The sequence below is a fragment of the Ruegeria sp. HKCCD3925 genome, from assembly GCF_057221175.1.
In genome coordinates, this window is sequence record NZ_JBWVBI010000003.1 from 19,536 (window position 1) to 37,706 (window position 18,171).

Consider the following 18,171-nt stretch of genomic DNA (forward strand, 5'->3'; position numbering starts at 1 on the left):
ACGAGGGTTACGCGATGCACAAGAACTCAGGCGGACTAATTGAATGGCTCATACCGTTGGCCTTCGTCGCAACAGCCAGCTGGCTTGTTTGGCATCTTCCCGCATTCCTATTGGACTGGCTGCCTTACACCTCTGAATCCCTCAAAAGTCAGGTAACTGAAATATATCTGCGCAGCGACGTTACGCCCGAATTGTCTGGCGTATTCGGGGGGTATGTCGACATCATCGACATGGCCGCGCTCGTCCTTCTACCGTTTCTTGCAGTGATTGGTACCAAGACCGTGCGCCCGGCGACGATGGAGTTCGAAGGCTCGACGGTTATGGACCGTTTCGCCCTGTTCATAGGTCGAGTGACGATGATGATGATCGCAATCATGACTGTCGTCATGCTCTACGAAGTCTTCATGCGTTATATCCTGGAGAAGCCGACCGAGTGGGCGAACGAAATGACACTCTGGTTCGCCAGCTTTGTGTTTTTAATGTCTGGCTACTACGCCATGCAGCAACGCAGTCACATTCGAATATTCCTGATGTACGACGCAGTTCCACGTTGGCTTCAGCGCGTTTTTGATACGGTTTCGACTATACTGATCGTGCTATTTGCCTTCTTTCTTGTCTACGGCAGCTACAAACAGGTGTTCGTCAATAAGCTCTACAAATGGGAGCTTTATGGCTCTGCCTTCAATCCTCCGATCCCGGCGACGTTGCAGCCGATGGTGCTGATCGTGATTACGCTCGTCGCAATGCAAGCAATTTTGAACTTGGTCGCGGATTGGAACAAAGAACCGGAAATCCACACAGATGAACCGGACGAAGACGAAATTGAAATGATCAAACGGGCGGTGGGACAAGACTGATGGACATTGGAACAATCTCACTCATCCTGATGGTCGCCCTGATTGTGCTTCTGGCGATCGGGATGCCCTTGGGTCTGGCCTCGGCTTCGCTTGCGGTTCTGGTTCTTGTGCTCAAGTTCGAACCGACACTGCTTTTAAACCCGTTTTCATTCGGCGACGGGATTCTCACCGGTCGGCCAGGGACTGGGCCGCTCTATATCCTGGCGCAGAAGATATACGGGCTCTTAACGGACTACGTGCTCATATCCGTGCCATTGTTTATCTTCATGGCGTCGCTGCTAGAGCGGTCCGGGATCGCGCGCGACATGTATTCGTCGCTGAATGTCTGGCTGTCCAGAACACGCGGCGGCATCGCGATCGTGACCTCGATCATGGCGGTGATCATGGCTGCCATGTCCGGCATCATCGGCGGTGAGGTTGTCCTGCTGGGCCTTATCGCCCTGCCCCAGATGCTGCGCCTGGGCTACGATCAGAATCTCGCGATCGGCGTCATCTGCGCCTCAGGGTCTCTGGGCACCATGATCCCTCCTTCGATCGTTCTGATCATCTATGGGCTGATCACCGAAACCTCGATCAAGTCGCTGTTCACCGCGTCTTTCATTCCCGGCTTCATGCTGGCCTCGATGATCATCCTGTACATCATCATCCGCACGCGGTTGAATCCTCATCACGCTCCGCTGCCGGAACCGGACCCGAACGACCCCGAACCAGCCGAGAAACGCAAACTGTTTGGGGCCTTCATGAGCATCGTCGTCGCCGGGTTTTCCACCGTTCTGTTTATCCGGGCCGCTTTTTTCGAGCTCTCAGGCTCGAACGCTGCCAGCCAGGGTGAGCCCGCGAGGCTGGGAACGGCTGACTACCTGCCCTGGTTTGCCGGCATCACGATCGTCGCCCTTCTGCTGATTTTCTTCGTCTTTGGCAGACAACGCGCAAAAATCGGTTGGGAAATGGGCAAGGGTCTCGTCGCGCCGCTGGTCGTAATCGGCGTCGTGCTCGGTTCGATCTATGGCGGGATCACAGGGATCACTGAGGCTGCAGGCATGGGCGCCTTCGCCGTTCTGATCATCGCCATCCTGCGGGGCGAAGGATCGTTCGAGCTGGTTTGGGACAGCTTGATGCGGACGTTAAAATCCACAGGCACCATCATCTGGGTTACGATCGGGGCCGCCGCGCTGGCGGGTGCCTATACCATTGCTGGAGGGCCCCAATACGTGGCCGACCTGATCGTCGGCCAGGAGCTGCCGACCATGTTGGTCATTCTGGTAATGATGCTGATCTTGCTGTTCATGGGCGCATTCATGGATTGGGTCGGCATCGTACTGTTGATCATTCCGGTCTTTCTGCCGATCGTCCTGCGCCTTCCTATCGAGGAAATCGGAGTCTTTGGCCAGTTGGAGCCGAGTCATGTCGCCATCTGGTTCGGCGTCGTGTTCTGTATGAACATGCAGGTCAGCTTCCTCTCGCCCCCTTTCGGCCCGGCCGCGTTCTACCTGAAGTCAGTGGCCCCGCCGCATATTAGCCTAACGGATATCTTCCGCGGCTTCCTGCCATTCATCGGGATCCAGTTGCTGGCGCTTTCCGTTCTTCTGATTTGGCCGGGCATCATCGCGCTGCTGTTGTGAGGTTGCACCCATGCTGACACAAGATCAGATTGGCAAGTTCCAGACCGATGGATACCTCGTGGTTGAGGATGTAATTCCCCGCGATGTCCTGGGTCGGGTGCAAGCGGAATACTCGGATGTCCTGAACCGGCTCTATGACTGTTGGTACAAAAAAGGACTGGTCAAGGATGAGCCGTCCGGAATGACCTTCTGGGACAAACTTCTGTCCGCCTATCAGGCCGGATGCGACTATTTCCAGCCGCTGGACATCTCGCTGCCCGGCGATCGGATCATGGCGGACACACCGTTCCATATTGGGCCCGCAGTGTTCGACTTGCTGACGGCCCGTCCCATGCTTGACATCGTCGAGCAGCTGATCGGGCCAGAGTTGGTGAGCAATCCAATCCAGCACGTTCGGCTGAAGCCACCTGCCCTGAAGCTGTCCAAGGACGAGGTGCGCGCGCACATCACCGCAACGGACTGGCATCAGGACCGAGCGGTTGCGCTGGAGGATGCTGATCAGACCGACATGGTCACGGTTTGGATTGCCGTCAACGATGCAACGGTTGAAAACGGCTGCCTGCAAGTGCTGCCAATGGCACAAGACCAATCTATCCTGCCACATTGTGCCCGGACGCAGACAGGCATTGCCGACGGGTTCATTGATGAAGGCCGCGCCGTGCCCCTTCCTGTCAAGGCCGGCGGGATCATCCTGTTTCACCCTTTGACGCCACACGCTTCGCTGATCAATAAAACGGACCGGTTCCGCTGGTCGTTCGACATCCGCTTTAGCGCGGCAGGCCAGCCGACCGGTCGAGATCATTTCCCCAGCTTCATCGCGAGGTCCAGATCGCGCCCCGAAACCGAGCTGCGAGATTGGCGCGTCTGCAAGTCCAATTGGGAGGCGGCGCGAGCAAGACTGTCCGGCAAGCCGCATATAGATATTCACCGGTGGACATCGGACTCACCGTTCTGCGCCTAGCTGCTGCCGCCAGGAAAGCTGATTATGACTTTTGTACGTTTAGATCGAACGGATAGCGTGGTGGTTGCAAGTCGGCACCTGGAGGCCGGCAGTATGGTCGAGGATGTCACGACCAATGCGCGCATACCCCCGGGGCACAAGGTCGCCACGCGGAATCTTGCACTCGGCGATCCGGTTAGAAAATACGCCCAGATCATCGGTTACGCCACCCAACCGATCGAACCCGGTGACCATGTACACACCCACAATGTCGAGTTCCGGAACACCAGCGTGAACTACGAGTTTGCGACGGATCACAGGCCCACGAAACCCGCCAACTCGGTCGATACATTCATGGGCTACCACCGGGACAGCGGTCGGGTCGGCACGCGCAATTACATCGCGGTTCTGACCACAGTGAACTGTTCGGCAACTGCGGCCCGCATGATCGCCAATCACTTCACGCCGGACAAGCTGGCCAAGTTTCCGAACGTCGACGGCGTGGTGGCCTTTGTCCACGGAACGGGCTGCGGAATGGCCGATTCCGGCGACGGTTTTGAAGCCCTTCAACGGGTCATGTGGGGGTTTGCAAAACACCCCAACCACGCTGCCGTTCTGATGGTCGGTCTAGGCTGCGAGATGAACCAGATCGACTGGCTGCTGGACGCGTATGGGCTGAAGCAAAGTCCCACCTTCCAGACGATGAACATCCAGAACGTCGCCGGATTGCGTCGGACCGTGGAAATGGGCATCAACAAGATCAACCAGATGCTTCCCATTGCCAATGAGGCGAGGCGCAGCGAAGCCCCGGCGTCCGAACTGATGGTTGCGCTGCAATGCGGTGGCTCGGACGCTTGGTCCGGCGTGACCGCGAACCCGGCGCTCGGACATGCCTGCGACCTGTTGGTTGCGCAAGGCGGCACAGGTGTCCTTGCGGAAACACCCGAAATTTACGGAGCCGAACACCTTTTGACCCGCCGCGCCCTTAGTCGCACAACTGGGGAAAAACTGATCGGACTGATCGATTGGTGGCAGGACTATACCGCTCGCAATCACGGTTCGATGGACAACAACCCAAGCCCCGGCAACAAGCAAGGGGGTCTGACGACCATCCTAGAGAAGTCGCTGGGGGCAGCGGCGAAGGGCGGCACCACCCCTTTGACCGGTGTATTCAAATACGCCGAACCCATCACCGCCAAAGGCTTCACCTTCATGGACAGCCCCGGATATGACCCGGCCTCTGTGACCGGGCAGATCGCGGCTGGGTGCAACCTTGTGTGCTTCACCACGGGACGCGGCTCTGCATTTGGGTCCAAACCGGCACCCACGCTGAAAATCGCTACCAACTCTGAATTGGCAGCACGCATGCCCGAAGACATGGACGTGGATGCGGGCGACATTCTGACCAAAGGCGCCAGCGTCGAGGAAAAAGGACAGGAAATATACCGACGGCTGCTCCAAGTCGCCTCCGGCGCGCGGACCAAGTCCGAGGCGCAGGGCTTGGGTGACTACGAATTTGTTCCCTGGCAAATCGGAGCGGTGATGTGAAACGGATCCTTGTAGCCGGCGGCGGATTAATCGGTATCCGCCACGTCCGCGCCGTGATTGAGCATCCCGGCTGCATGTTGGTCGGGTTGGCCGATCCAGATGGCTCGATCCAGATCGACGCGCCGCGTTTTGCCAGTATGGACGAGGTGCAGGACCCGGTAGATGGCGTCATCATCGCCACTCCGACCCGCCTGCATGCCGAACATGGCATTCTGGCCGCATCCCGCGGTTGGCACATGCTGATCGAAAAGCCGGTTGCCGCGTCGGTCGATGATGCACTGCGCCTGAAGACGGCCGTTCGCCAGGCCAATGTCCGCAGCCTTGTAGGCCACCATCGGCGGTATCATACAATCTTGCAACACCTGAAGGAGGTGATCGCGCAAGGTACGATCGGACAAGTCATCAATGTCTCGTTGCTGTGGGCCATGCGCAAACCCGACAGCTATTTTGAACAGAACTGGCGGACTTCCGATGGCAGCCCAGTCATGATCAATCTGGTGCATGATATCGATGTCCTGCGCTTTGTGATCGGAGAAATCTCGGATGTCGTCGCCCTGCCCGGAGCGCCCATCCGCGGATCGGAACGGATAGAAAGCGGGGCTGTCGCGATCGCATTCGAAAACGGCGCGACGGGCACTATCAGCTTTGCCGATACCGCACCCAGCCCCTGGGGGTTTGAGGCCGGAACCGGCGAAAACCCGAACATCGGCACGACCCATCAGGACATGATCTGGATCACGGGAACCAGTGGCGCTGTGAGTTTTCCTTCCATGACCCTGTGGCGCGGACAGGATTGGGGCACTGCGGCCCAAAAAGACCAACTTACACGACCGGAACAGCAACGCGCACCGCTTGAAGCGCAACTGGATCACTTCCTTGACGTGATCGACGGCGCCCCTCCTCTGATCGACGTCGAGGATGCAGCCCGGACGCTCGAGATCACATCATTGATCGAACAGGGGTTAAGGGCGCGAACAACTCGGGCGCGGGCGCCGGCCTGATTGACACGCGGCCCGGCGAAATACCGGACCACTCAAAAACCAATGATTATCCGCTGGGCAATATGTGTATTCAAACTGCAAAGTCGCCCGCACCAAACACAAGAATGAAAACCAAACACATTCACGGAAAGGGAAACCAATGAGCAAACCATCAATCGGGTTTATCGGCTTGGGACTAATGGGCGGAGCCATGGTGAGCCGACTGTTGGACCAAGGATATTCGGTCGCTGTATTGGGAAACCGTGACCGCACGTACCTGGACGCCGCGATTGACCGAGGCGCCCGCGAGATGCGAAACGCCCAAGAACTGGCTCAGGCCAGCGACATCGTGATGCTGTGCATGGGCACCTCCGAACAGGTCGAGAGCCGAATGCACGGTGCAGATGGAGTGATTGCGGGATTGAAGTCCGGCGCGATTGTCATCGACTTTGGCACCTCGCTTCCTGGCAGCACACGCGCCTTGGCCGAGGAGGTTGCTGCAGCCGACGGAAGCTATCTTGATGCACCGCTTGGCCGGACACCTTCACACGCGCTGGAAGGCAAGCTCAACATCATGACATCTGGCGACAAGGCTGCCTTTGACAAGGCAGAGCCGATACTGAAAGATTTGGGCGAAAACGTTTTTTACCTTGGCCCCGTTGGGTCCGGACACACGATCAAGCTGATCAACAACTTCTTCGGAATGACCGTTGCGAACGCGATGGCCGAAGCCTTTGCCATGGCTGACATCACCGGTGTTGACCGCAAGCAGCTTTATGATGTGATGGCCGCAGGGCCGCTGCATTCCGGAATGATGGATTTCGTCAAAGCCTATGGCGTTGAGAGCGACCCAAATCAGCTGGCCTTTGCCATCAAGAACGCGGCAAAAGACCTCGGGTATTATGACCGAATGGCGCGCGAGGCAGGCGTTACCAGCGTGATGTCGCAGGGCGCGCTTTCGGCGCTGAATGACGCCCGCGACCACGGTCAGGCGGATGACATGGTAAGCCAGATGGTTGACTACTACGTCAAGCGCTTCAACACCTGATCGATGGCCGTCTCCGCCAACCCCACCGCTGACCTGCCGCGCCTTGGCATTGTGCTGATGCTGATGGCGTGGCTGTTCTTTTCGTTGGTTGACCTTGGGGCCAAGTGGTTGGCGTTGGCCGGAGTGCCAGCATTTCAGTTGGCGTTCATGCGCTATGCGGGGCACTTCGTGATCTCAGTGGGCGTGATCGCCAAGGGCGGGATAGAGGCCGGTCGGTTCAAGACTGCCCATCCATGGCAGGTGATAAGCCGGGCCTTGCTGCTGATCTCGGCGACCGTTTTCAATTTTTATGCCCTACGGTTTTTGCCACTGACCGTTGTGTCGGCAATCATGTTCTCCAGCCCGGTCATCGTGTGCTTTCTGTCCGTCTTTGTATTGAAAGAAAGCGTGGGCCCATGGCGTTGGGCGGCTATAATCCTGGGCTTTCTGGGGGTGTTGGTTGTCGTACGGCCGTTTGGTTCGGCCTTTCATCCGACCATGCTGCTGATCGTATATAATGCCACCGCTTTGGCTTTGTACTCGATTATGACGCGCAGGCTGTCCGGGGTCGTTGCCGTGGACACTATGCAATTCTACCTCGGGCTTACCGGTACGGTGGTCCTGTTGCCGTTCGCCATCTGGTTTTGGGTCCAGCCAGAAAACACGTGGAGCCTGATTGTACTGATCGGCCTTGGTGTGTTTGGCTGGTGCGGGCATCAGCTGCTGACGAACGCGCATCGGTTTGGAACGGCGAACCAGTTGATGCCATTCACCTATTCGTTCCTAATCTACGTGGCAATCTGGGGTTATCTGTTCTTTGACACAGTACCGGACGCATTCACGTTGGCGGGGGCTGCGCTGATCATGGCTGCCGGTCTCATCATCTGGAAAAGAGAAAAGAAATGACGCGAATTGCCTGCATCGGCGAAGCAATGATCGAATTGTCCATGCTGGAAACCGGCGCGAAGGTGGGCGTCGCGGGGGATACGCTGAACACGGCCATCTACATGCACCGTGCCGCGCCTGACCTGCAGGTGGAGTATGTGACATGTCTAGGCGACGATCCGTTCTCAAGGCGTATCGTGGACTTCATCGCCAGTCATGACATCGGAACATCCGGCATCCGCATCATTCCGAACGCCTCTCCGGGACTATACGCGATCACGACATCTGCGGACGGTGAACGCAGCTTTACCTATTGGCGCAGCGAGGCGGCCGCCCGCCAGCTTTTTGCCGATCACGACTTCAGCCCGCTGAACGGTTACGACGTGCTGTACTTGTCAGGGATTTCCGTGGCCATTCTTCCGCATGCAGTCAGGCTTGCGCTTCTGGATTGGCTCGAAGGCTCTTCCGTTCGGTTGGTATATGACAGCAACTTTCGTCCGCGTCTTTGGGACAGCGTCCAACACGCTCGGCAGATTAACCAACGGCTTTGGCAACGTGCAGACATTGCCCTGCCGTCCATTGACGACGAGATGGCATTGTTCGGGGAAAGCGCGGACCAGGTGGCTGCACGCTTTGCCGATCATCACGGTGTTGGTGCGTTGAAACGCGGAGAGAATGGCCCTTTGTCCATCGGTCAGAACACTGACCAAACCTATGAACCTGCCAAAAACGTGCTGGATACGACAGCGGCGGGCGACAGTTTCAACGGTGGGTACCTCGCGGCCTTGCTGATGGGGAAATCACAGGCCGACGCCCTGATGACTGGGCACAATTTGGCTTCCACCGTTGTTCAATTCCGCGGCGCGATCATTCCCGGATAAGTGGCGCGAGATCCTCAGCGCCAACGAGACCCAAAAGCAGCGCTACCGGGTCCGGCTGCTTGACGGCCGTGGCAATTTCCGACGCGCAAGGATCGTTCAGCGCCCTGCCCTTTGCGATCTCGGACATGCAAAAAGAGATCCAGGCCCGCATCCCTGCAATCACCGCCTGAGAGCCGGTCTCACGGAGTGTGGGAACAAACCGATACGGCAGCTTCTGGCTGCCATCCATTGCGATTTGGTCCAGACGGTGCGCCAGCTCGGGGTTTTCAAAGCGGCGTAACAAAGCCTCGGCATAATCCGGAACCTGTGCTTGCAGTGCAGCGGGCAGCGTTGCGCCCGCATCCTTCATCAACTCAGAAACCAGCGGGCGCAAAACCGGGTCTTGAACCGCTTCGTGGACGTAGGTCAGGCCCCGCTCCAACCCGGCATAAGCCAACAGGGAATGGGCACCGTTCAGCATGCGCAGCTTTCGCATCTCGTGCGGGGCTACGTCATCGACCAGTTGCACTCCCGGCCAATCCGGGTGTGGACCGGCGAAACTGTCTTCGATCACCCACTCCGAGAACGCCTCGGTCGGAACAGCCATAGGATCGCCGCTGATTGCGCGAACGGCGTCCGTGGTAGCCGGGGTGATCCGGTCGACCATCGCGTTGGGAAAGCGAACAGAGTCCCAATTCACGTCCAGACCGGCTGCTTCCGCAAAATCGGCAACTGCCGTTTCGAGCGTCTTGCCGTTTTCCATGCGATTGTCACAACTTAGTACCGTTACTGGCTTGCTCCGTTCCGCAAGGCCATAAGCTAAAAACCCGATCAGCGTCGCAGGCCCTTGCCCTGCCAGATCGGCGGCAATCGCCGGGTCCTGAAGGTTCAGCTTGCCCGCGGCGTCCAAGTGATAACCTTTCTCGGTAACGGTTGCCGAAATGATCTCGGCATCCGCCATCACATCGAACATCTCTGCGCGATCCTTGGGCGCGACCAGAACGTCACGCAGAGCTTTGATGCGCCGGACTCCCTGCCCCTGTACGCACAAATCGTACTCGAAATCCTGTCGGGCCAATCCATCCCGAACCGAGGATGAACGCAGGCTGACGCCGACAACGTCCCATCCGCCCGCTTGATCCGTGTAATCCAGCAAATGCGCCCGGGCAAAGTTTCCAAGGCCGAAATGAAGAATTGTACCCATTTACCTTTGCAACCCGTAAACTTGTTTCGCCAGATCGACCGCCAGCAATCGCGCCAGATGCTCGGCACTGTCCCGATCGAAATAGCCGCGCGCAACCTGCTCGGCCAGATGAATCGCCACACCCCTTCGCCACAGGTCGTGACGTGCAGGAATGGACAGGAAAGCCCGCGTGTCGTCATTGAATCCGGCCAGATTGTAATATCCGGCCGTTTCAACGACCTGATCGAAATACCGCGCAATCCCGGCTGGGCTGTCGTGGAACCACCAAGGCGGCCCGATCCTAAGGCACGGCCAATGTCCCGCCATCGGGGCCAATTCACGGGCATAGGTGCTTTCGTCCAATGTGAAAAGTATGATGCGCAGTTCCGCCGAGTTACCGACCCGGTTCAACAGCGCCTCAAGGCCCGTGACCCAATCCATTGCGATTGGAATGTCGGCCCCCTTGTCCCGTCCGAAGTCCCGCAGTACCGCGTGGTTCGTGTTGCGCTTGCTGCCAGCATGTATCTGCATTGTCAGACCATCATCGACAGACATCTGCGCCATTTCGATCAGCATATGCCCATAGAACCGGCGAGCATCCTGTTCGGTACCTTCCCGCCGTCTCAGCCGCTGGTACAGCGCATCCGGGTCGTCCAGCCACTCGGTCTGTACGCGTTCGATACCGTGGTCGGTGGCAGTACATCCCAGCTGGATGAAATAAGCCCGCCGCATTCGCAGCGCGTTGAGGTAGCCATCATAGCTGCCCAGATCGCAGCCTGTCAGCTCGGCCAACTTGTTCAGGTTCTGTACGAACTCCGGGTCCGCCCCATCCAAAACCCCGTCTGGGCGGAACGTCGGAACAACCCGCCCGCCCCAACCGCTTGCACGGATCTCTTGATGCTCCACGAGGCCATCGAGAGCGGAATCCGTGGTGGCCAGAACCTCGATCCCAAACCTGTCGAACAAAGCCCTCGGACGAAATTCGGGTCGCGCCAGCTTTTCTGAGATTTTATCATAAATCAGGTCAGCCGTGCGCAAAGACAACTCTTCAGACACGCCCAGCGTTTCGTGCAGCACGTAGCTCATCCAGATCCGGGATGGCGTTCCCAGAAACAGATGCCAGTGTTTGGCAAAGGTGCGAAAAACGGCGCGTGGATCCTTCTTTCGCCCCTCTTCCCCAACGCCAAGTTCGGACAAAGGAACGCCCTGCGAATAGAGCATACGGAATACGTAATGGTCGGGAACCACAAGCAGCTCTGCCGGGTTGGGAAACGGCTCATCGGTTGCAAACCACCCCGGATCGCAGTGACCATGCGGAGACACGATTGGCAGGTCCTTGATGCCCAAGTACAGGTTTTCTGCCATGCCATTCAAATTGCCAGTCAATTCTGCCTCCGATACTGCTGCCCGCAATTGTTAACACAGTTTTTAATGGTTGCATCTTTCCCGTTCGAACCCGCAGACTGACCGTGTGATCCGGGGGAATGAATGAATATTGCGCTGATTGGTTTGGGGATGGTTTCGGGCACGCATGTCGCTGCCATTCAAGCATCGGATCAAGGCCTCAGTCTTGCCGGCGTCCTCGGGCGCAACTCTGAAAAAGCAGCTGGGTTCGCGCGGCGAAACGGCACCCGCGCATTCGGCTCGATCGAGGAAATCGCAGACGACCCAAACGTCGACTTTGCGATCATCGCAACACCGCCCGATCAGCGCTCAGAGTTGGTTCGGGTTCTTTCGAGCGCTTCGAAACCGATCCTGATGGAAAAGCCCATCGAGAGAACGCTGGGCGCCGCGACGGCCATCGTCGAGCAGTGCGAGGTATCCGGTGTGCCGCTGGGCATAGTCTTTCAGCACCGCGCCCGCGCCGCCTCGCAGACGCTGAAATCAGCCATTGAACAGGGTGAGCTAGGCGCGATCGCCACGGTGGAGATCCGTGTCCCCTGGTGGCGCGATCAGAGCTACTATGACGAGCCGGGTCGCGGCACTTATGCGCGCGACGGAGGCGGTGTCATGATCTCGCAGGCAATCCACACGCTTGACCTTGCGATGTGGCTGCTGGGGCCGATCTCGGACATTCAAGCCATGATGAGAAAAACTCCGTTACACGATCTCGAAGCTGAGGATTGGGCAGGTGCAATCTTTGAAATGGATAGCGGCGCAGTGGGCACTATGATGGCGACTACTGCCGAATATCCCGGGGCCGCTGAGTCCATTACCATCCAAGGCACACGCGCCAAAGCGCATCTGGAGTCAGGTGTCCTGACCTTAACGACTTTCGATGGTCATAAATCCACGGTTGGCGAAACGTCCGCTACAGGCGGAGGGGCCGATCCCATGGCGTTCACCCATGCTTGGCATCAGGCGGTCATCGAGGATTTCGCCAAGGCTGTTGCCGATGGCACGCTGCCCATGGCCACCGGACGCAGTGCCCTTTTGACCCACGCCGTCATAGACGCGATGCAGATCGCCAATCGAACCGGCCAGAAAACACGAGTCATCTCATGAGCCTGACCTGCGTCGCCCTTGGCCTGGACCACCGCCATATCTATGGCATGACGGAAAACATGCGTAAAATCGGCGTGGACTGCGTTGGCTACTGGACACAAGGCGATCCGGAAACGCTGCCGGGCTACGTCAAAAGGTTTCCCGATATTCCGCGGCTGGCCCGACTGGAAGACGCCCTAACCAGTGGGGCGGATCTGGCGCTGATTTCGGCGATACCGGCAGATAGGGCCGCGTTGACGATCCGCGCCATGCAAAACGGCATGGATGTCATGAGCGACAAGCCGGGCTGCACGACGTTCGAGCAACTCGACCAGATCAAGCTAGCGGTCGCCGACACTGGTCGAATCTGGTCGGTGAATTATTCCGAACGATTTGAAACGCCCGTCAGCACCCGGGCGACCGAGTTGGTCGAGTCCGGTGCCATCGGGCGCGTGATCCAGACGGTTGGGCTTGGCCCGCACCGATTGAACCGGGCAACCCGGCCGGATTGGTTTTTTCAGCGTGACCGCTATGGCGGCATTCTGACCGACATCGCCTCGCATCAAATCGATCAGTTCTTGCATTACACAGGTTCGAAAACCGCAGAAATCACGAACGCTTATGTGGCGAACTACGCAAACCCCAAAGATCCCGGATTGCAGGATTTCGGAGAACTCAATCTAAGAAGCGAGAATGGCACCGGGTACATCCGGGTTGACTGGTTCACGCCGGATGCCTTGCCAAACTGGGGGGATGGTCGTCTGACGATCCTCGGAACCGAAGGATATATCGAGTTGCGGAAATACGTCGATGTGGGTGGGGCCTCAGGGACAGACCATCTGATCCTCGTCAATGGTGAAACCTGCCAAAAGATCGACGCAGCCGACGCCGGCCTTCCCTACTTCGCGCGCCTGGCCGATGACATCCGCAACCGGACCGAAACCGCGATGACACAGACCCACTGCTTTACGGTCATGGAACTGGCACTGCACGCGCAGGAAGTGGCGGAACGCAGATGATCAACGTTGCGATCCTTGGCGCAGGTATCGGTGCGCAACATCTGGACGCTCTGGAACGGCTTGACCGCACCTTTCGCGTAGCCGCCGTGGTCGACCAGAATACGGACCGGATCGAACAGATACGGCAGAACTCGGATTTTCGGGCACTAACCAACATTCAGGACGCTCTTGATGATCCGGCGATTGATGTCATCGACATCTGCCTGCCGCCCCATCTGCATGTACCGACCACCCTTGCAGCACTGGCCGCAGGAAAACACGTTGTCTGCGAAAAGCCTCTTGCGACCTCGATGCAAGATGTGGATCGGATCACGGCAGCCACACGCAGCGCGGGCAAGCAGGTGTTTCCGGTGTTTCAATACCGGTGGGGGCCGTCACTGGCCCAACTGCGCCACCTGCAACGCGCAGGCCTGACCGGAGCGGTCCAAACTGCCGCGCTTGAGACCCATTGGTCCCGCGGGGCAGACTATTACGCGGTGCCGTGGCGGGGAACATGGGCTGGTGAACGCGGCGGCGCAGTGCTGGGCCATGCCATCCACAACCATGATCTGCTGACTCATATCGCGGGTGATATCGCCTGGGTGTCTGCAATGGCCACAACGCGGGTCAACCCGATCGAGACCGAAGACTGCGCCGCGATCTGCTTTGGCATGACTTCCGGAGCTTTGTGTACAAGCAATATCACCCTGGGCGCCGCCACGGACGAAACCCGCCTGCGGCTCGTCTTTGAAAAGGTGACCGCCACCTCTGGCACCGAACCCTATGCCCCGGGTCAAACGCCCTGGACATTCGTCGCGCGAGACCCTGTGAATCAAGCCGCTATCGACGAGGCCCTTGCAGCCGCCACTGACGAGCCAACAGGTTTCGAAGGGTTCTTTACCGAAGTCGGCAGGGCGCTGCGGTCCGAGGCAAATTCGGCCGTTACGCTGAAGGATGGCGCTGCATCCATCGGCCTTGTGACAGCGATTTATCACGCGGCGCGCACCGGGCAGCGAGTTGCTCTTCCCATCAGGTCCGATCACCCGCTGTATGAAGGGTGGCTGCCATGAAACAATGCTGGCGTTGGTTCGGACCCGATGATCCGATCGCCCTTACCGCTCTCCATCAAGTCGGGGTTCAAGGCATCGTTACCGCGCTGCATCACATCCCGCCGGGACAGCCCTGGGACGAACCAAGCATCGCCGATCGGCAGGCAGTTCTGGCTACTGCCGGGTACAGTTGGGACGTTGTCGAAAGCCTGCCCGTCTCCGAGGCGATCAAAACACAGTCCGCAGACATGGCTGAACATCTGCAGGCGTATAAGTCCAGCCTCAGGGCCCTGTCCGCCCGTGGCATCAAAGTCGTTTGCTACAACTTCATGCCAATCCTGGATTGGACGCGCACCGCCCTTCGCGCCCCGCAGCCGCACGGCGGAACGGCCATGCTGTTCGACCTGACCGATTTTGCTGTTTTCGACATACATATTCTTGAACGTCCGGGCGCGTCCGAAGACTATTCCAGCGTCGTCCAGCAAACGGCCAAGGATCGCTTCTTGCGCATGTCGGATGAATCCAAGGCCCAGTTGCAACACAATGTCACTGCGGGGTTGCCCGGCGCCAACGATCAGTGGAGCGTGCAGGACGTGCGCGCTTTGTTGCAGACCTATGCTCATATAGATCGTGACCGGCTTCGCGCAAACCTGATCGACTTCCTGTCAGAAGTCGCCCCAGTCGCCCAAGAACTGGAACTACGCTTGTGCTGTCATCCAGATGATCCGCCGTTCTCGTTGCTTGGTCTGCCGCGGATCATGTCCAGTACCGATAACTACGGCGCCGTTCTGGATGCGGTTGATTTGTTGGCGAACGGCGCAACGTTGTGTACCGGATCGCTGGGAGTGTCTCCCGAATTTGATGGGCCGGACTTCGTGCGCAGGCATGGCGACCGAATTCACTTTGTCCATCTGCGGAATACCAAACGCATCGCCGGATTAGACAGCCAGAAACCGGACTTCTTTGAGGCCCCGCATCTGGAGGGCGACACCGACATGGTCGGCACCATTCGCGAACTGATGAACGAACAGCGCCGCCGCAAATCCCAAGGGCGTTGCGACTGGCAAATTCCGATGCGACCCGACCACGGACAAGAACTGCTGAGCGATCTGGGTGGACACAGTACTCCCGGCTATCCGTTGATCGGGCGTATGCGCGGGCTTGCGGAACTGCGCGGCATCATGGCGACGTTCTCCTAACGCGTCGGATCAGGCGGTTTCTTTTCGCCCGCAACACTTCTATGCTTGCCTGAGCGCCGCATTCTTCGTTTAATTGCTATACGTAAACGGGCAGCGGGGTGTCTTCCGGACTCGCCCGACGTCTGTACAAGACGCGTGAAACTCCCGCGAAAACCGATGCGATTGGGCATCATTTTTCGAAACGTCTGCCATACGGCAATGGCGAAATATCGGGAGGAGTCCAAATGAAAACTGCAGGCGTAATAGGTCTTGGCGACATGGGCAGCGGCCTTGCCAAGAACCTGATCAAGAATGGCTTTGAAACATCAGGTTTCGACCTGAGCGAGACGCGCATGACGGCATTTGCTGACATGGGCGGCCAGCCCAAGGACAGCGTGGGACAGGTCGGTCGACACGCCGCCAGTGTGTTTGTCATGGTAATGAACGGAGATCAGGCCCGCGATGTCATTCTGGGTGAAAACGGGCTGGTTGCGAACATGGCCAAAGGCGGAACGGTCATCCTGTCGGCGACCATTACCCCGGCCGAAGCCCGCGCCATCGGGCAGGATATGGAAGGCTCGGGGATTAACTTAATCGACACGCCGGTCTCAGGTGGGTTTCCCGGCGCGCAGAACGGCACATTGACGATGATGGCTGCCGGTGCTGCGGATGCGCTGGACCGAAACGCCGAAGTCATGCAGGCAGTATCGGCAACCATTCATCGAGTCGGAGAAAACGCTGGCGACGGGCAAACCGTGAAAGCCTGCCTGCAATCCCTGATCGGATCGATCTTTTCCGCCACATTCGAGGCTGCGGCCCTGGCGGCCAAAGCCGGTGTCAGCGGTCAGGCATTACTTGATGTGTTCTCCTCATCCAGCGCGGGGTGCGGCGTCGTGAATTCCGCCCTTGAAAACATCATTGATCGCAAGTTCGAGGCCACCGGCAGCCATATCGCAACCATGCACAAGGATCTGACGATCTCGCTGGCACTGGCCGGTGCGTTGGGCGTTCCAATGCACACAGCATCATCCGCGATGCAGATCTTTCACGCAGGAAAAACAAAATACCCGAATGGTGACAACTGGGTGTGTACTCGCGTCATCGAAGAAATCGTTGACGCAGAATTGCATCGCTGAGGGGACCGGACATGAAACTAGGTGTGATTTGCGACGGCATTTCCCGCGATTTGCTGCATGCCGTTGACGTGATGGACGAATTCGGTCTGGACTATGCAGAGCTTCAATTCGTTGGCGATGCGGAGGTCGGGGATCATTCCCCGCAGCAAATTGCCGAGATCGACGCGCTTTTGCGCGACCGGGGCAAGCCTGTGTCATGTCTGTCGCGCCATATCTTTGCGGGGATGACAGCTGCCAATAGGCCCGGCGACGACCTCCACACTCGGCATATGGACGCCTTGAAACGCGTAATCGACATGGCGCATGTTGTTGGGTCTCCGCTGGTTCGGATCATGACCCAACGAAAAGAGCAGATACTGTGGGGAAAAAACGGCGCCGAGAAGTGGAACGTAGCGCATGGGGTATGGGACTCGATGCCGCCGCTGATCGCGCCGGCGGTTGAACTGGCAAGAGCTGAGGGCGTGACGCTTGTCGTGGAAACCGGAAACGGCACGCTGGTCAATTCCAACTATACAGCCCGCAAGCTGATTAACGAGTTGGACGCAAAAGACTCTTTGAAAGTGCTGTGGGACCCCGGAAACAACTGCTGGTGCCATGAACTGGCATATCCGGACGGTTATGAAGAACTGCGCGGCGGATATCTGGGTCACATTCATATCAAGGACGTAAAGGTCGACACGCCGCGGGCAACACTGGAAGTGTGCCGCATGGGGGAAGGTCAGCTTGCGCCATTGTTCCAACCCATCGCGGACGCACTCAGATCCGACGGCTATGATGGCGTCATTTCTTTCGAAAGCGTTTATCACCCCGGCAACGGGAATTTCGAAGATGGTTTTCGTCTGTGTGTGGACAGGTTCAAAAGCCTGTTTGCATGAACGTGCAGTCAATATGCGTTCAAAATCAAAAGTTTGATCCCCATTGCTGAATGCCAAATGGGGTGTAGAAAGCTGGGCGCGTTCGCGTGAAATCAAGGAAAGGGCCTGCTGGATGAAGCAAGAGTTTTTTGACCTGTCCATTGAAACGCCGGGCAAATCCCTCATAGACATCAGCGGGATCGTGCAGCGTGCGGTGTCCGAACACGAATTTGTCTCGGGCCTGTTGACCCTTTGGTGCGTCCACACCGGTGCCGCGCTATTGGTGCAGGCCAATGCCGATCCCGATGTGCTCAAGGATATCGAGACGTTCTTCGAGAAACTCGTACCCAAGTCACCAGGCAAGTATCACCACCGCCCGACCGAGGACGACAACGCTCCATCGCATCTGCGGGCGCTGTTGACGCAAACTCAGGTATCGATCCCGGTCGAACAGGGGCAGCTTCCGCTGGGGCGCGTACAAAGCCTGTACCTGTTCGAACATCGGGAAGCACCCAAGGCACGCCGATTGAAGGTGCACTACATCGGGACGTGATGCCTTGGATCACATGG

At 58.0% G+C, this 18,171-nt stretch carries 17 protein-coding genes; 15 read left to right on the forward strand and 2 right to left on the reverse strand.

Features of this window, described 5'->3' with window-relative positions:
• Positions 1–14 precede the first annotated feature (14 nt).
• The 8 genes from AC2TEM_RS07525 to AC2TEM_RS07560 all read left to right on the forward strand — a co-directional run bounded on the left by AC2TEM_RS07525 (position 15) and on the right by AC2TEM_RS07560 (position 8,740).
• On the forward strand, positions 15–857 hold the full coding sequence (locus AC2TEM_RS07525; protein WP_255612041.1) for a TRAP transporter small permease subunit: 843 nt from the start codon (positions 15–17) through the stop codon (positions 855–857).
• A complete protein-coding gene (locus AC2TEM_RS07530) occupies positions 857–2,479 on the forward strand; it encodes a TRAP transporter large permease (RefSeq protein WP_170403499.1) in 1,623 nt (540 codons plus the stop codon). The genes AC2TEM_RS07525 and AC2TEM_RS07530 overlap by 1 nt, the downstream gene beginning before the upstream one ends.
• Before the next feature lie 10 nt (positions 2,480–2,489).
• The gene (locus AC2TEM_RS07535) at positions 2,490–3,440 is read left to right on the forward strand and encodes a phytanoyl-CoA dioxygenase family protein (protein ID WP_170423968.1); all 951 of its coding nucleotides are present in this window, start codon (positions 2,490–2,492) and stop codon (positions 3,438–3,440) included.
• Positions 3,441–3,464: 24 nt separating this feature from the next.
• Positions 3,465–4,967: a UxaA family hydrolase gene (locus AC2TEM_RS07540; RefSeq protein ID WP_480790356.1), complete on the forward strand. Its 1,503-nt coding sequence runs from the start codon at positions 3,465–3,467 to the stop codon at positions 4,965–4,967.
• Positions 4,964–5,968 carry a Gfo/Idh/MocA family protein gene (locus AC2TEM_RS07545; protein ID WP_170423972.1) on the forward strand — a complete coding sequence of 335 codons (1,005 nt, stop codon included), beginning with the start codon at positions 4,964–4,966 and terminating at the stop codon, positions 5,966–5,968. The genes AC2TEM_RS07540 and AC2TEM_RS07545 overlap by 4 nt, the downstream gene beginning before the upstream one ends.
• 64 nt (positions 5,969–6,032) lie before the next feature.
• A complete protein-coding gene (locus tag AC2TEM_RS07550) occupies positions 6,033–6,995 on the forward strand; it encodes an NAD(P)-dependent oxidoreductase (RefSeq protein ID WP_480790355.1) in 963 nt (320 codons plus the stop codon).
• Positions 6,996–6,998: 3 nt separating this feature from the next.
• The gene (locus AC2TEM_RS07555) at positions 6,999–7,880 is read left to right on the forward strand and encodes a DMT family transporter (RefSeq protein WP_170423974.1); all 882 of its coding nucleotides are present in this window, start codon (positions 6,999–7,001) and stop codon (positions 7,878–7,880) included.
• Entirely contained in the window at positions 7,877–8,740 is an 864-nt protein-coding gene (locus tag AC2TEM_RS07560; RefSeq protein ID WP_170423976.1) for a sugar kinase, read from the forward strand. Before AC2TEM_RS07555 ends, AC2TEM_RS07560 begins: the two co-directional genes overlap by 4 nt.
• Here AC2TEM_RS07560 and AC2TEM_RS07565 read toward each other — a convergent pair.
• Together AC2TEM_RS07565 and uxaC are read right to left on the reverse strand one after the other, a co-directional pair.
• Positions 8,727–9,923 (reverse strand): mannitol dehydrogenase family protein, encoded by a 1,197-nt coding sequence (locus AC2TEM_RS07565; RefSeq protein ID WP_170423978.1) that lies wholly within the window; start codon positions 9,921–9,923, stop codon positions 8,727–8,729. The genes AC2TEM_RS07560 and AC2TEM_RS07565 overlap by 14 nt on opposite strands.
• Positions 9,924–11,267 (reverse strand): glucuronate isomerase, encoded by a 1,344-nt coding sequence (uxaC, locus tag AC2TEM_RS07570; protein ID WP_170424502.1) that lies wholly within the window; start codon positions 11,265–11,267, stop codon positions 9,924–9,926.
• A gap of 123 nt (positions 11,268–11,390) precedes the next feature.
• Here uxaC and AC2TEM_RS07575 point away from each other — a divergent pair, with 123 nt between their 5' ends.
• From AC2TEM_RS07575 to AC2TEM_RS07605, 7 genes are all read left to right on the forward strand, one after another.
• Positions 11,391–12,407 carry a Gfo/Idh/MocA family protein gene (locus AC2TEM_RS07575; protein WP_170423980.1) on the forward strand — a complete coding sequence of 339 codons (1,017 nt, stop codon included), beginning with the start codon at positions 11,391–11,393 and terminating at the stop codon, positions 12,405–12,407.
• Complete coding sequence (locus AC2TEM_RS07580) at positions 12,404–13,405, forward strand: Gfo/Idh/MocA family protein (RefSeq protein ID WP_170423982.1); 1,002 nt, start codon at positions 12,404–12,406, stop codon at positions 13,403–13,405. The genes AC2TEM_RS07575 and AC2TEM_RS07580 overlap by 4 nt, the downstream gene beginning before the upstream one ends.
• Complete coding sequence (locus AC2TEM_RS07585) at positions 13,402–14,454, forward strand: Gfo/Idh/MocA family protein (protein WP_170609038.1); 1,053 nt, start codon at positions 13,402–13,404, stop codon at positions 14,452–14,454. Before AC2TEM_RS07580 ends, AC2TEM_RS07585 begins: the two co-directional genes overlap by 4 nt.
• Complete coding sequence (uxuA, locus tag AC2TEM_RS07590; protein WP_170609040.1) at positions 14,451–15,632, forward strand: mannonate dehydratase; 1,182 nt, start codon at positions 14,451–14,453, stop codon at positions 15,630–15,632. Before AC2TEM_RS07585 ends, uxuA begins: the two co-directional genes overlap by 4 nt.
• Positions 15,633–15,856: 224 nt before the next feature.
• Positions 15,857–16,747 (forward strand): NAD(P)-dependent oxidoreductase, encoded by an 891-nt coding sequence (locus AC2TEM_RS07595; protein ID WP_170423988.1) that lies wholly within the window; start codon positions 15,857–15,859, stop codon positions 16,745–16,747.
• Between the two features lie 11 nt (positions 16,748–16,758).
• The gene (locus AC2TEM_RS07600; RefSeq protein WP_170423990.1) at positions 16,759–17,622 is read left to right on the forward strand and encodes a sugar phosphate isomerase/epimerase family protein; all 864 of its coding nucleotides are present in this window, start codon (positions 16,759–16,761) and stop codon (positions 17,620–17,622) included.
• Between the two features lie 112 nt (positions 17,623–17,734).
• Positions 17,735–18,154 carry a secondary thiamine-phosphate synthase enzyme YjbQ gene (locus AC2TEM_RS07605; RefSeq protein ID WP_170423991.1) on the forward strand — a complete coding sequence of 140 codons (420 nt, stop codon included), beginning with the start codon at positions 17,735–17,737 and terminating at the stop codon, positions 18,152–18,154.
• Positions 18,155–18,171 lie beyond the last annotated feature (17 nt).